The sequence below is a fragment of the Snodgrassella sp. W6238H11 genome (assembly GCF_016100525.1).
Lineage (GTDB): Bacteria > Pseudomonadota > Gammaproteobacteria > Burkholderiales > Neisseriaceae > Snodgrassella > Snodgrassella alvi.
On sequence record NZ_JACFSH010000002.1, the window covers coordinates 496,630 to 512,523 of the forward strand.

Annotated in this window: 9 protein-coding genes; 5 read left to right on the top strand and 4 right to left on the bottom strand. The window is 36.6% G+C overall.

Features of this window, described 5'->3' with window-relative positions:
• From H3V00_RS05620 to H3V00_RS11430, 5 genes are all read left to right on the top strand, one after another.
• Positions 1–894 (top strand): calcium-binding protein (locus H3V00_RS05620; RefSeq protein WP_304944955.1); only part of this gene is annotated, 894 nt, incomplete at its 5' end.
• 360 nt (positions 895–1,254) lie between these two features.
• Complete coding sequence (locus H3V00_RS05625) at positions 1,255–2,139, top strand: hypothetical protein (protein ID WP_198206838.1); 885 nt, start codon at positions 1,255–1,257, stop codon at positions 2,137–2,139.
• Positions 2,140–2,223: 84 nt separating this feature from the next.
• On the top strand, positions 2,224–2,445 hold the full coding sequence (locus H3V00_RS05630; RefSeq protein WP_198206837.1) for a hypothetical protein: 222 nt from the start codon (positions 2,224–2,226) through the stop codon (positions 2,443–2,445).
• A 72-nt stretch (positions 2,446–2,517) separates the two neighbouring features.
• Positions 2,518–3,504, top strand: coding sequence for a hypothetical protein (locus H3V00_RS05635; RefSeq protein ID WP_198206836.1), 987 nt, complete (start codon positions 2,518–2,520; stop codon positions 3,502–3,504).
• A 104-nt stretch (positions 3,505–3,608) separates the two neighbouring features.
• Positions 3,609–9,860 carry a calcium-binding protein gene (locus tag H3V00_RS11430; RefSeq protein WP_304944950.1) on the top strand — a complete coding sequence of 2,084 codons (6,252 nt, stop codon included), beginning with the start codon at positions 3,609–3,611 and terminating at the stop codon, positions 9,858–9,860.
• Between the two features lie 435 nt (positions 9,861–10,295).
• Here the strand turns inward: H3V00_RS11430 and H3V00_RS05660 are convergent, their stop codons facing one another.
• From H3V00_RS05660 to H3V00_RS05675, 4 genes are all read right to left on the bottom strand, one after another.
• Positions 10,296–11,816, bottom strand: coding sequence for a catalase (locus H3V00_RS05660; RefSeq protein ID WP_198206835.1), 1,521 nt, complete (start codon positions 11,814–11,816; stop codon positions 10,296–10,298).
• A gap of 292 nt (positions 11,817–12,108) precedes the next feature.
• The gene (gene erpA / locus H3V00_RS05665; RefSeq protein ID WP_078474723.1) at positions 12,109–12,456 is read right to left on the bottom strand and encodes an iron-sulfur cluster insertion protein ErpA; all 348 of its coding nucleotides are present in this window, start codon (positions 12,454–12,456) and stop codon (positions 12,109–12,111) included.
• A 54-nt stretch (positions 12,457–12,510) separates the two neighbouring features.
• Positions 12,511–13,557, bottom strand: coding sequence for an N-acetyl-gamma-glutamyl-phosphate reductase (gene argC, locus H3V00_RS05670; protein ID WP_198207159.1), 1,047 nt, complete (start codon positions 13,555–13,557; stop codon positions 12,511–12,513).
• A gap of 31 nt (positions 13,558–13,588) precedes the next feature.
• Positions 13,589–15,460: a potassium transporter Kup gene (locus H3V00_RS05675; protein WP_084585113.1), complete on the bottom strand. Its 1,872-nt coding sequence runs from the start codon at positions 15,458–15,460 to the stop codon at positions 13,589–13,591.
• Between the last annotated feature and the right edge of the window lie 434 nt (positions 15,461–15,894).

A 15,894-nucleotide genomic window follows, 5' to 3' on the forward strand; every position in this document is an offset into this window, starting at 1 on the left:
AACACAGGAGATTCAATTGAAATACGAGATTTCTTTTATCCGCATAGAGGGTATGCGATAGAAAATTTTGTATTCAAAGATAAGACAATTACCCTAGAGCAATTCCAGAAAGATGGAATGGTAATACACGGTACTGCCGGCAATGATAGTATTTCGCTTGATACAGGCAGAGCAATATTATTCGGAGAAGATGGGGATGATATTCTCAGTGGAGGAAAATATAATGATGTTTTAGTTGGTGGTAACGGAAATGACGTTTTACAAGCTTATGGAGGAGATAATACATTAATAGGAGGAACAGGTAATGATGATTTAAGAGCAGATGATGGAAAAAATATATTTGTGGGCGGATCTGGTGATGATAATCTTTCCGGCAGTGGCGGTGATGACATATATATATTTTCAAAAGGACATGGAAACGATTTTATCTGGGATGGAAATGTATTATTACAACATAATAATGGTACAGAAGATACTATAATATTTACAGATGTGAATATGAGTGAAGTTATTTTTAGAAAAAAAGGAAATTCATTATTTCTTCTAGGTTATAATCAAGGTGATTCCATTGAAATAAGAGATTGTCTTTCTAAAGGTGTTGGAAATTGGGCTGGGGTTGAGAAATTTGTTTTTAAAAATCAATTAATTACATTATCAGAAATTTTTGCTAGTTTTGAACGAAATGGAAATAAAGATGGTGATTACTATTTTTATACTGGAAATAATGTAAATCATAACGACATAACCGGTCATCCTCAGGTCACACAACAAGTTCAACAGCTTGTTAATGCAATGGCAGGATTAAATACAAATGCAATAGATGATGTGCAATTGTGTGAATTATTAGAACAAAACAGATTACTGGGTAATATTGCAACCAGTTTTGATAAATAATTGAAATTTAATTATTAAAGTCTGTGTAAAATAACCTGTGATTAATATTAATCACAGGTTTATAATATATTTGACAAAGATATTTATATAAAATAAAGGTCTATATTAATTATAAAAATTTTGAAAAATATAAATCCAAGATTTTATTAAAATTATTTCAAATACAGCAAATATAACAATTATACTCGGGTAAATATTAATTTTAAATATTTTATTATTTTATTATTTGAAAAAATTTTTTCTAATGGGATATATTAGCAATGTTTAAACTTATATTGATATTGGATCAGATAGGTACGATCATAATCTTTTTAACATTACTATATTGTCTAGTAAATATGATAGATAAAGTACTGATTATTGAAAAAAATCAAAAAAACAAAATATATAGTAATAGTTTTATCCATGATATTAATTATTGCAGGAGGATTTAAAATAAAAAAGCTATATTATAAAAGACCCCCTTATCACTTTTGGTATGAATTATTAAAAAAGAATTCTAAACCTTTTTACATTTCACAAAACGAGTTTGAGGAAAAGAATAGAGAAGGATACTGCTGGCGAGACAGGAAATATTACACCAAAAAAGAGCTTTGGCATAAAGCAATGAAAAGTCTGATAGGAAAAATCATATATGAAAATAAATTATATTGGGAAAATCGGACAAAAAATATGGATGGTAAATTTTTACCTACTTATGGTCAATGTACCAGCTCGGATAATTGCAGAGTATGGCAAGTACCAGTTGATCTAACAAATCAGAAGCTTAATAATTATATAGGTGTTCAAGATAATTATTTGGATAATATTAATGAACTTATTAAATTACCAAAAGTACAGACTTTTATATATGACTCAGATAAAAATTATATTAATTATAATTTTGGATTAGAAAAATTTATTTTAATACACCGAAAAACAAGTGAAGATTCTATTAAATTATATGGGAGTGATTGTTGTACAGTATATAATAAATCTGAATGGCAATTAATGAAGAAAAGAAAAAATTATGTCTTAGCATATAAAGAATCGATTTTTGATACTTTTGTAGAAGAATCAAGAATTCCTCCAGATGAAGATATAAATTCATTGGGAGTAGGTAATTATTATTTTGGTATAGATGGTTTTTTACCAAAAACCAAAACAAACTATTATCCGATAAATTATCCGTATGAAGTATTTTATTTAAATAATTGTGGCGATATTTTATATAAACCATATTTCTATAAAATAAATAAAATGTAATTATATGACAAATGTGATATATTTTGTAAAGCTTATTAATAATAAGTTTTATTAATCTAAAATTATGTATGAAAGTATAAATATATGGCTTATGAATTAGAAAATGGGAAAGATTTAGTGAGTGTAGATGAGATTCTCGCCAGATATTTATGGAATCAGAAAACAGCACCGTCACCTTTGGAACTAGTTGATGATAAGTGGATACAATATGCAAATACTGAGGGAGACGCCTTGATGATCGAGGCACAGGAATATATGACGCATGGTGGTCGACGATTTGTATCGGCAGCTGATTTTGAGTTGTAAATAGTTTTTATAAGTAATAGTTCTTTCAGTTTAAACAGATGAAATGCTTATGTACAGGGAGGATATAAAGGTATGTTTTTGATATTTTTTGGAATTATCACAATCTATTTTGTCTTACTCTTACTTAGTGTATGGATTTTCGTTAAAGTAATTTCTTTAGCAAAAGCACACCCAAAACCGGCAAAATATACATTAATAACTATGTTCATTATATTGATGGTAGCAGGTGGCTTAAAAATACGAGATATATATTATGAAAAATCGCCGTATTACTTCTGGAATGAATTAATGCGGAAAAATCCTAAACCATTTAATGTATCACAAGAAGAGTTTGAGGCTAAGAACATGGCTGGGTATTGCTGGCGGGATAAGAAATATTATAGCAAGGAAGAGCTATGGCATAAGGCGATGAAAAGTTTAACTGGTCGAATGATATATGAAAATAAATTTTATTGGGATAATAAAGTAACTAATGTCGATGGCGAATTTTTACCAACTGCAGCTGATTGTAGACGTTCTCAGGGTTGTAGGGTGTTCAAGATTCCGATGAATCCAGATAAAGAAAAATTTCTAAAAGATGATATTGAAAATGAAGATGATTTTGGGAGAGTACTTGATATATTAATTAAACATAATGAAGCGGAAAGCTTTATATTTGCGTCGGATAAAAATTATATTAATGATGATTTTAAGTTAAAAAACTATATTTTGATACATAAATTAGATAATCCAAATTATCTTTCTGTCTATGATAGTAATAGCTGCTGTACTGTTTTAAATAAATCAGAGTGGTCATTGATGAGAAAAAACTATATTTTAAAATATATCGGAATGGAAACAGCAGTATTTACGGGAAAATCTAAAATTCCCATTGATATTGACCTTAACTCTTGGGGGGTAGGTAATTTTTATTTGAGTGTTACATATTATGATTCAATAACTTTGCCAGAATTTGTAGCTAAAGATAAAAGTAAAACTTTTAAGGATACCAGAAGAGTTTATTTGTTAAATAATTGTGGCGATGTTTTATATAGACCAAATTATTGGTGGCGCAGGTAATTTAGAATAAATTACATATTAAAACTTTAATTATTTTTTTTGTTAATATAAGTTTTAATTTGTTTAATCTGTGGTTTTAAATATTAAATAAAAGGGGTAATAACATGGCTTATGACGTGAATGCAGGTGAAGATTTAGTGAGAGTAGATGAGATTCTCGCCAGATATTTATGGAATCAGGAAACAGCACCGTCACCTTCGGAACTAGTTGATGATAAGTGGATACGAGATGCGAGTGCTGAGGGAGACGCCTTGATGATCGATGCACAGGAATATATGACGCATGGTGGTGGGCGTTTTGTATCGGCAGCTAATTTTGAGTTTTTTAAAAATTTCTTTTCTTCAGAGTTTTCGGCTGGCAGTTATGATTTTATTTCCATGTGGAATATATTAAAAGCGGACGACCCTCTTAGCCCAGAAATAAGCAATGATAAAAAGATAAAGAAGTTTACAAAATCTATTAGTCAATATACTACTGGTATTGGATCTAGTGATTACTTAACTCGTGCCTTTATTTTTGGTTCAACAGGTTTTACTATTGATTTTGATTCAATAAAATTTGTGGTTAAAGCGGATGGCACAAAGGAAATTCAAGGGTTAAAAATAATTCCATGTGAAGATAATTTTGATTTTGATTCTAAAAACGGGGTTGCTAATTACTTAAATGAAGATTTTAAAAAAGTGATCGATCCCTTTGGTATAGGCAGAACGGTACCGATTAAATTTACAGGAGATGTGTCCGCCGTTACTGTGACAGATAAAGATTTTGCTCAATTGAAGAAAACTAAATTAGAGCAAGAAGATATCGATAAAGTTGGTCTTCTAACAACACCAGCTTATTTAGCTGTAATTTGGAAACTAATCAAAGAATCTCCATCTATTAATTTTAGAGATTCCTTGGGAAGAAAAGTTATTTATGATGCAGATAGTAAATTTCACAATGGTATTTTAGAGGCCGAATCTATAGATGATATTGGAATGGTATTTAATGGCCCTGGATCTGTATTAGTTGGTGGTGGTGGTGAAGATGATTTAATAGGTTGCGATGGTGATGATTTGTTAATGGGCGCCAGTTCCTACTCATATGAAAAAGATCTACTTAAGGGAAAAAACGGATATGATACTTATATTGTTGATACCATGGATGTTATTGAAGACTCAGATGGTTCTGGAGAAGTATATTTAAGAGATGGCAGAAATAAATGTCTTGTACCAATCAGCAGCTATAAAGGTAATAAATTAACCGGTGGTGTTCATGCTGAAAATGATCCTGAAAATACTTACTATGGTGGCGGAATCAAGTATTTTTGGGAAGGCGGGGATTTAATTATTAATGATGGATTGATCATAAAAAATTTCAGAAATGGAGATTTAAATATCCGGCTGAGAGAAAAAGATGATACTCGGCCGGATTTCAAGGATGCGGAGAATATCAGATCACCTATTATCATTGATATGAATGGAGATGGTGTAAAAACTACTGCACAAGGTAAGCATACATATTTTGATCATGATGGAAATGGTTTTGCAGAGAATACTGGCTGGGTTGATAGTAATGATGCACTACTGGTTTTAGACCGTAATCAAAACGGATTGATTGATGACGGAAAAGAGTTATTTGGCAGTAATACTTTATTATCTTCTGGTAAAAAAGCACAAAATGGATTCGAAGCCCTAGCTGAATTTGATGAGAATCGAGATGGTGTAATTGATACTGCTGATTCAGTGTGGTCGAGATTACAATTATGGCAAGATAAAAATCAGAATGGTTTAGTTGATGAGGGAGAATTATTGTCGCTGAGTAATACTCAGATTACAGCTATAGGACTTAATTATCTGAAAGGTGATAAAAAAGATGAGAATGGTCATGAGCACAGAGAAACATCTCAAGTTACCTGGGCAGACGGGCATCAGACAGATGTAACAGATGTATGGTTTAAGGTAGATAAAGGAGATACTTTTAATACTGATTACTTGGCAATTGATAAAGATATAGCGAAATTACCTTATATACAAGGCTTTGGTAATGTATCAGATCTGCATACTGCTATGCAGAAAGATGCTGTTCTAAAGGAAATGGTTAAAGCTTATCTGACAGCTGATACTAAAACACGTGAATCACTACTGAACAATTTGATTTATAGATGGACTGGTTCTGAACAGGTTGATCCCGTAAGTCGAGGAAAATATATTGATGACGCACGGAAGTTGGTAACTTTAGAAAATCTAACCGGCTCAGATTTTTTAGGTATTTGGTGCTCAGGAAGACTTGATTCAGATCCTCATTCACACGCAGCACCTATACTTATTAAGGAGTTTAATAAATTTGCAGAATATGTTTCCGCCAGTTTATTGGCCGAAGGAGTATATAAGGAGCTATTTTTCCCAGTTATTCTGGCGCAGTGGAATGCTGAACAGCAAAAAATCGGATATGATTACTCTAAGCTAGATCAAGAGCTTGTAAGATTAGTTGAAAATAATCAGCTGGCCGAAGCTAGAGAATTGATGCAAATTGATAAGAATCTGGGGAAATATAATAGTGCAGCGCGGGAAAGGCGGCAAGCCAATCTATTGAAAGTAGCTCGTGATAATGGATTAATAGCTCAACTTTATGGTGAGATAGATAATATTTTTATTAGTTCAAATGGAAATGATAGCTTTAATGGAAACAAATGGCAGAAAGATCGCTATCTATTTCGCTCAGGCCATGGGCAGGATGTAATAAAAGATTTTGGATATGTCAGTGAAAAAAGTAAGCGCAATGATTTATGCTTTGAAGGAGCCAAGCTGGCAGATACACAGTTTGTACGTATGGGCAATGATTTAATTATAAAGGCGTATGGAACGAGTGACTCAGTAACCTTATTGGATTATTTTAATAGCGATAATCGTGCATTTAATTTTGTATTTGATAATGAAACGATTACTTATGAAGAGTTGATGAGTCGATACACTTTTACTCATAGTGGAGATGATGGAGATAATAAGATTTCCGGCTGTGATGGAAAAGACATTTTGAGCGGAGGAGCGGGCAATGATACTTTATGGGGAGGAGCTGGCGATGATATTTTGGATGGAGGCGAAGGCAATGATATTCTGGAAGGAGGAGAAGGTTACGATATTCTGATAGGGGGGACAGGCAATGATATCCTGAAAGGAGGAGATTGGCATAAAGACCGTTATGAATTTGAGGCAGGTCATGGTCAGGATGTAGTTAAGGATGATGGTAGAGATTCTAAAGACGATCTAAATGCTCGTAATGAATTGGTATTTAAAGGAGCGAAACTGGCAGATGCAGAATTTATCCGCTTTGGAACAGACCTGATTATTAAAGCGTATGGTTCAACAGATTCTGTGACTCTCTTAGGATATTTCAGCGATAGTTATTACAGCAGATCGTTTAATTTTATATTTGATGATCAGAGCGTTACTCCCTATATAGACCCCATCTGGGGCAAAGGCAGTGATGATATTCTGAATGGAGGAGCTGGTGATGATATGCTGAATGGATTAAATGGTGATGATATTCTGAATGGAGGAGCTGGTGATGATATTCTGAATGGAGGGAATGGTGATGACATTTTAAATGGAGGCGTTGGCGATGATATTCTGAACGGAGGAGCTGGTGATGATATTCTGAATGGTGGCACTGGAAATGACTTTCTGAATGGAGGTGATGGGGGTAAAGATCGTTATGAGTTTGAGACTGGGCATGGCCAAGATGTGATTAATGACCAGGCTTATGATTCACAAGGTTATCAGTTTGGATCTAATGACGTAGTATTTAAAGGAGCCAAACTGGCAGACGCAGAATTTAGTCGATCAGGGAACAGTCTAGTTGTTCGAGCGTATAAATCAGCAGATTCGGTAACTTTATTGGATTATTTCATACATAATAATTATAAGGCTTTTATCTTTATATTTGATGATCAGAGTATTTCTTATGATAATGTTATAAAAGACTATATTTTCACTCAGAATGGAGATGGAAAAGACAACGTTATTTTTGGCTGGCAAGGAACTGATATTCTAAATGGGGGGATGGGCAATGACACGCTATGGGGAGGAGCTGGTAATGATATTCTGAATGGAGGCGAAGGCAATGATATTCTGGAAGGAGGAGAAGGTTACGATATTCTGAATGGTGGTGCTGGAAATGATATTCTGAATGGCGGCTATTGGCATAAAGACCGGTATGAATTTGAGGCGGGGCATGGTAAAGATGTAATCAATGATAGAGGTGATGACAATTATCCTGAAAACTATAATGATTTAGTATTTAAGGGAGCCAGTTCGGCAGATGCAAAATTTTTGCGATATGGAGATGATCTGGTTATTCAGGCGTATGGATCAGCAGATTCAGTAACTCTACCTGATTACTTCATCAATAAATACATTGTTAACAGAGCATTTAACTTTATATTTGATGATCAAACTATCATTTATAAAGATATCTTAAAGCACTTTACGATTAATCAGAGCGGAGATGAGAAAGACAATGAGATTAGTGGCTGGGATGGAAAGGATTTGATTAACGGAGGAGCGGGTAATGATGTTTTAGGTGGAGGATATGGCGATGATATTTTAAATGGAGACGAAGGCAATGATACTTTATGGGGAGGAGCAGGCGATGATGTTTTAAATGGAGACGAAGGCAATGATAATTTAAATGGAGGTACAGAAAATGATATTCTGAATGGAGGAGCTGGCGATGATATTCTGAATGGAGATAAGGGTGATGACATTTTAAATGGAGGAGTTGGCGATGATATTTTGAACGGGGGAGAAGGCTATGATATTTTAAATGGGGGCGCAGGCAATGATATTCTGAAAGGAGGAGATTGGCATAAAGACCGTTATGAGTTTGAGGCGGGGCATGGTCAGGATGTAGTTAATGATAAAGGTGATAACTATTATTCTGAATCCTATTTGAAAAAGCGTAATGACCTTGTATTTAAAGGTGCCAATCTAGCAGAAGCAAAATTTTTGCGATATGGAGATGATCTGGTTATTCAGGCATATGGATCAGCAGATTCAGTGACTCTACCTGAATACTTCAACTATGATAACAGATATAGCAGAGCATTTAACTTTATATTTGATGATCAAACTATCGTTTATGAAGATATCAATAAGCACTTTACGATTAATCAGAGCGGAGATGAAAAAGACAATGTTATTAACGGCTGGTATGGTAAAGACATTTTGAGCGGAGGAGCGGGCAATGACACTTTATCAGGTGAATATGGCGATGATATTTTGGATGGAGGTGAAGGCAATGATATTCTGGAAGGAGGAGAAGGTTACGATATTTTGATAGGGGGGACAGGCAATGATATCCTGAAAGGAGGAGATTGGCATAAAGACCGTTATGAGTTTGAAGCAGGTCATGGTCAGGATGTGATTAATGATAAAGGTAGAGATTATGAATTCACAAAACATGAGCGAAATGATGTTGTCTTTAAAGGTGCCAAGCTGGCAGATGCAAAATTTATTCGCTCTGGAACCGATCTGGTTATTCAGGCGTATGGATCAATAGATTCAGTGACTCTACCTGATTACTTCAACTCTACATACTATAAAGACGATAGTAGAGGATTTAACTTTATATTTGATGATCAAGCCATTACTTTGGAAAATATCAAAAAAGATTATGCCTTCATCCTGAGCGGGGATGAAAAGGATAATATTATTTCAGGCTGGCAAGGAAACGATATTCTTATCGGAGGTGCAGGAGATGATGTTTTAAAAGGTGGTTCTGGTAATGATATTCTGAATGGCGGTGTCGGTAATGATATTCTCAACGGCGGTGATTTTGATAAAGACCGTTATGAATTTGAAGCCGGTCATGGTCAGGATGTGGTGAATGATTTAGGCTATATGGATAAAAAAAATAAAGATCAGCGTAATGATTTGGTGTTTAAAGGTGCTAGTCTGGCCGATGCTGAATTTATCCGTTCTGGTAATGATTTAGTCATTTATGCATATGGATCAGCAGATTCAGTGACCTTACCTGATTATTTTGATACTAAAAATAAAAATAGCCGGGCTTTTAATTTTGTGTTTGAAGATAAAAGCGTCACCTATGAAGATATGAAGAAAAATCGTTCCTTTGGTGTAACTAAAGCTAAAAATGGAAATGATATTGTTAATCTACGGAAAATTGCTTCCAGTGATTTGGCAGATAACTCACCACTTAAAGGTAAATTTGTTTCTAATCATAGTAATGATCCTTCAGCACAGATTCAGAATTTACTTTCAGCCATGGCAGGATTTACTCCCGCTATTGATGATAGATTAAATTCGGTGGAGCCGATACAGCAATCTATGCATTTAACAAGTGCCCCTGCTTATTGAATAAATTGGTTTATTTATTAATTAAGCCTAGGTAATAAAATACCCGTAATTGCTGATTACGGGTATTTTTTATTGTGCATGAAATTATCTGTGGAAAATTTAGAATAAAGATAAATGTTAATTTAATGCAGAATTTGAAGGTTTGAAATAAGTCGATGATCGATGAATAGTCATTAAAGAAATCCAGGTAATTAATATTATGAATTTTAAATATTAAAATATTTTGATACATTTTTATGTTGTAGTTTAATTTATAGTTTTTCATTCCCTTTATATAGAACATTTTTCTGATTAAATTATTTTAATGTTTTAGTTGTTTATGAATCTGGATTAATAAAGATTTTAGTTTTAATAAATTATCTAACGGAAATATATTTCTTTATAAAAATCCTTAAACGTTATTGTTTAAGGATTTTTATCAATTAATGATTAAGTTTAAATCAGAACAGCACATCCCTGTGCTGGGTCACTGCTGCGTGCTGCTATAGCTGCTTCTACTGTCATGCCCAGTGCTTTGGCTACGCCTGCACCATAGTCCGGATGGCAGGCATTGCAGTTACGAATATGTCTGTATTTGATAAAGTCAGGTGCATCACCCATAGCTCGTGCTGTGTTTTCAAACAGTACCTGCTTCTGGTTATCATTCATTAAGTTAAATAAGGCGCGGGGCTGGCTGAAATAGTCATTATCGTCTTCGTGGAAATTCCAGAAATCAGCATCACCATGTATTTTAAGCGGAGGTTCACGAAATTCAGGCTGTTCCTGCCATTGATGGAAGCTGTTAGGCTCGTAATGGGGCAGACTTCCATAATTGTCATCTACCCGGGTTGTACCATCACGATGGTTACTGAAAACGGGACAGCGTGCTTTATTAACGGGTATCTGATGATGATTGACCCCTACACGGTAGCGGGCAGCGTCTGCGTAATTATACAGGCGTGCCTGTAAAACTTTGTCAGGAGAAACGCTGATTCCCGGCACCAGATTACTAGGAGCGAAAGCAGCCTGTTCAACGTCAAGATAATAGTTATCCGGGTTGCGGTTTAGTTCGAATTTGCCCACCTCGATAAGCGGATAATCGCCATGCGGCCATACTTTAGATAAATCAAACGGATGATAGGGTACTTTTTCTGCATCGGTTTCCGGCATAATTTGAATATACATTGTCCATTTAGGAAAATTACCGGATTCGATAGCATTGTAAAGATCGCGCTGATGGCTGTCGCGATCTTGTCCCATAATAGTGGCGGCTTCTTCATCGGTAAGGTTTTTAATTCCCTGTTGGGTACGGAAGTGAAATTTAACCCAGAAGCGTTCTTTATCAGCGTTAATGAAACTGAATGTATGTGAACCGAAACCATGCATATGCCGGTAACTGGCCGGTATGCCTCTGTCGGACATGGTAATGGTTACCTGATGAAATGATTCCGGCAGTAAAGTCCAGTAGTCCCAGTTATAAGTAGGGCTGCGCAGATTGGTACGGGGGTCGCGTTTGACGGCTTTATTAAGGTCAGGAAATTTACGCGGATCACGCAGAAAAAATACAGGTGTATTATTGCCTACCAGATCCCAATTGCCCTGCTCGGTATAAAATCTCATGGCAAAGCCACGGATATCGCGCTCAGCATCTCCACCACCGCGTTCAGCTGCTACTTCAGAAAAGCGTACAAACATTTCGGTTTTTTTGCCAATCTGGCTGAATAGTTTGGCACATGTATATTGGGTTATATCGTGGGTAACTGTGAAAGTACCAAATGCACCTGAGCCTTTTGCATGCATCCGGCGTTCAGGGATAACTTCGCGGACAAAATTGGCCAGTCTTTCGTTCAGCCATAAATCCTGAGCCAGTAAAGGACCGCGTGGTCCGGCTGTGAGACTATTCTGATTATCAGATACAGGCGCCCCCTGATCTGTTGTGAGATGGGTTACCGGGCATTTTTTTATATCATGGTTCATGGCAAAGCTCCTTGTTAATTTATTATTAAAAAAGGCCTTTACTGCTTTTGGCTACCCAGATGATTATAGGCTTAAGTATAAAATCGAATGTTAACTGTTTGTTATTTTTACATTTTATTGTAAATGACAATTATTTTTAAATTGTGTGAAATTTTTAATGTATTGAGTTTTAAAGTGAACAATTTTTGGTTATCGCTGGTTGTTGCCCATAAATAAACCAGCCTGCTTTGGCTGGTTTAGAAAATTAATTCAGTTGTTTGAGTAAAGAAATCTTGCTATATAGTCGATTCACTTAAACAGAGAAAGACGAGCCACAGCCACAGGTGGTAGTTGCATTAGGGTTACGGATAACAAATTGTGAACCGTGCAGACTTTCAGAATAATCGATTTCAGCACCAACCAGATACTGATAACTCATTGGATCGATCAGAAATGTTAAGCCATTTTTCTGGATTTCAAAATCATCATCATTAACGATTTCATCAAAAGTAAAACCGTACTGGAAACCTGAGCATCCTCCCCCTGTTACAAATACGCGCAGTTTCAGGTCCGGATTGTTTTCTTCTGCAATTAAATCTTTTACTTTGGTACAACAGCTTTCAGTAAAGATAATCGGTGTTTCAATATCGGTTTCTGACATGGTGTAGTCCTTTTAATAATATGTGCATACTTGATTGTCTATCCTGCTGACCGGTTATGGCAAGAGGGGAATAAGATTTAATCCGCTTTTTTCATCAAGCCCGAACATGATATTCATATTCTGTACAGCTTGTCCGGCTGCACCTTTTACCAGATTATCAATTACAGAAAGAATAATCCAGGTATTATTCTGCGGCGCAGGTTGTATACTGATGCGGCAGAGATTTGCTCCGTGGACTGAGCGGGTTTCAGGTGTGCTGCCAGCAGGCATGACATCAACAAACGGGCTGGATTGATAATAATCGGCAATCAACTGATATGGGTTGCAACCTTCTTTTACCTGAATATATATGGTGGCATGCATGCCGCGAATCAAGGGCGTCAGATGAGGTACAAACACCAGACTGTTACCTGAATTAGGTTGTAAAAGATTCAGTGTTTGCCTGATTTCCGGTAAATGTCTGTGTCCGCTGATACCATAAGCTTTGAAATTATCGCTGCATTCTGCGAACAGGTTACCGGTATTTGCTTTGCGACCTGCACCAGATACTCCTGATTTACAATCGGCAATAAGCGGCATGTCATGAATCAGACATTGTTGCTGCAATAACGGTAATAAAGGCAGGCTGACACAAGTCGGATAGCAGCCCGGATTGGCTACCAGCTGCGCCTGAGTAATGGCAGTACGGTTCAGTTCTGCCAAACCATAAACAGCTTTTGCGATCCATTCGGGGCTGGCATGAGTAAACGGATACCATTTTTGCCAGACTGCTACATCTTTGATACGGTAATCTGCAGACAGGTCGATTACTTTAACTCCCTGTGTCAGTAATATTGGAGCCTCATGCATGGCTACACCGTTAGGTGTTGCAAAAAATACTAAGTCACATTTACTTAAGTCGGCCTGATCGGGATGTTGGAAAATCAAATGATCATAGATGCCGCGCAAACTGGGAAAATAATCGCTTAGCGTTGTTCCGGTAGTGCTGCGGCTGGTAATGGTGATGATTTCAGCTTCCGGATGCTGTGCCAGTAAACGTAATAGTTCTACACCAGTATAACCTGTGGCTCCGACTATGCCGATTTTAATGCTCATATGGATCTCTCATGAATTTTTTGCAATTGCTGTGTAGTTAAATCACGACCTGAGCGCCGAGTTCGACGACGCGGTTAGCCGGTATATGATAGTAATTACCGGCTGAAGCACTGTTTTTATATAACCATTTGAAAAGGCGTGCACGTAACCGCCCCATATTGCCATGTTTGGTTTTGGCGGCAACAACAATGCTGTCGTGTGACAGAAAAAAAGAGGTATCCATGGTATCAAGTTTAATTCCTTGTTCAGCCATCAATTTCAGAATATGGGTGATATTGGCTGTTTCCTGAAAACCATAATTGGCGATGACTCTGGTAAAGCGGGGACCAATCTGTTTCATGGCAATACGGTCATTATCGGCCACATAGGGTATTTCTTTGGTTTTGACGCTGAGCAATACATTATAGCTATGCAGTACTTTATTGTGTTTCAGATTATGCAGGAGTGCTCGTGGAATGCTGAACGGGTCGGAAACCATGAATACTGCATTGCCGGAAACAATCTGAGGCGGGTAGTCGTGCAGGTTTTCAACAAAATTATCCAATGAAAATTCCTGATTTTGCTGTGCCTGTAGCAATTGTGCCTGTCCGCGACGCCATGTTGAGAATAATGTAACCACAATCAGGGCTACCATTACCGGGAACCAGCCGCCATGAATTAGTTTTAGCAGGTTACTGCTGAAGAAAACCAGATCAAAACACAGAAAAACCGAAGTAAGCAGTAAGGCAAGCGGGATTGGCCAGCGCCAGTTTTTAATCATTACTACGCAGAACAGACATGAGGTAATAACCATGGTACCCGTAACTGCAATACCGTAAGCTGAAGCCAGATGTTCTGAATCGTGAAAAGCCAGTACTACTAATGTGACTGCTACCAGTAACAGCCAGTTAACCAGCGGCAGGTAAATCTGACCAACTTCTTCATTATTGGTATGGATAATATTCATGCGTGGGGCAAAGCCAAGCTGTATTGCCTGACGGGTAAGCGAGTAGGCTCCAGCAATAACGGCCTGACTGGCAATAATAGTTGCAAAAGTAGCCAGAATAATTAATGGAATCAATAGCCAGTGCGGTGCGCTGAGAAAAAACGGGTTATTAATTGCATTCGGATTATGCAGAATCAGGGCACCCTGACCCAGATAATTGATAATCAGACTAGGTAAAACAATTTTTATCCATGCTGTCTGGATTGGTTTACGACCAAAATGTCCCATATCGGCATAGAGGGCTTCTGCACCGGTTACAGCCAGTACAACGCAGCCCAGCCCGATAAAACCGTCCCAGCCATGATTAATGGCAAAATTAATTGCATAGAAAGGGCTGAAAGCAAGAATAATTTTCGGAGCCTGAACTATCTGATACAGACCTATCAGTGCAATAGCACTAAACCATATCAGCATAACCGGACCAAACAGTGTACCGATTTTGTGTGTACCTTTTTTTTGAATGAAAAAAAGTCCGAACAGGATAATCAATGCTATAGGCATAACATAAGGGCGGAAGTTTTCACTGATTACCGTTAACCCTTCTGCAGCGGATAAAACCGATACGGCCGGCGTAATCATGGCATCACCGTAAAAAAGGGCGGTGCCGGTAAGCCCCATCATCATCACAATCCATACAGGTTTACCCTTAAGATGCTGCATTGCCTGCTGCATCAGTACAACAACGCCGCCTTCACCATTATTATCGGCTCGCAGAATAAACAGAACATATTTCAGAGTAACGATCAGGAGTAATGACCATACAATCAAAGAAACAAAGCCCAGTACATTAGTTTCTGTGGGAGCGATTGTAGAAGCGCGGAAGCTTTCTTTTAAGGCATACAGAGGACTGGTTCCAATGTCACCGTAAACAATACCCAATGCAGCCAGTGTCATTGCGGTATTGGCAGAAAACTGTTTACGCATTTATTTACCTCTAGTGATTATAGGGGAGTGCAGTTTAGTCTTAACGTCAACTTTAGCCAATCCCTTAAGTGTGAGTTTCTTTAGTTTTTTATTCAATAGTCATAGTAACTTATAATTAATTCATATTAATTTTGTGCTTTTGGATATGATGCAGATGCCTCATTTATCAGTATATCTGAACGAAACGGTAAATTGTTGACATTATTTCATAATTTGTTATGAAAAATTTACATAATGTTAATTATTATGACTGATTTCAGACAGTGATTATACAGTGCCGATGACGCAATTAATTGATATGTTTGTGCTAATCGGTATTAATTTTAAATTTGAATAATGGCAGGTGGTTTCTTTTTTTTCAACAATGAGTTAAAATAAAGAAATTTTTCGAATTATTGAGAAATGGCCCTAAGGCCATTTTTTTTGTTTTTATG

Coding starts and splice junctions, on each gene's coding strand:
- H3V00_RS05635 (WP_198206836.1), top strand. CDS start 2,518: ATGTTTTTGATATTTTTTGGAATTATCACAATCTATTTTGTCTTACTC.
- H3V00_RS11430 (WP_304944950.1), top strand. CDS start 3,609: ATGGCTTATGACGTGAATGCAGGTGAAGATTTAGTGAGAGTAGATGAG.
- H3V00_RS05660 (WP_198206835.1), bottom strand. CDS start 11,816: ATGAACCATGATATAAAAAAATGCCCGGTAACCCATCTCACAACAGAT.
- H3V00_RS05630 (WP_198206837.1), top strand. CDS start 2,224: ATGGCTTATGAATTAGAAAATGGGAAAGATTTAGTGAGTGTAGATGAG.
- H3V00_RS05675 (WP_084585113.1), bottom strand. CDS start 15,460: ATGCGTAAACAGTTTTCTGCCAATACCGCAATGACACTGGCTGCATTG.
- erpA (WP_078474723.1), bottom strand. CDS start 12,456: ATGTCAGAAACCGATATTGAAACACCGATTATCTTTACTGAAAGCTGT.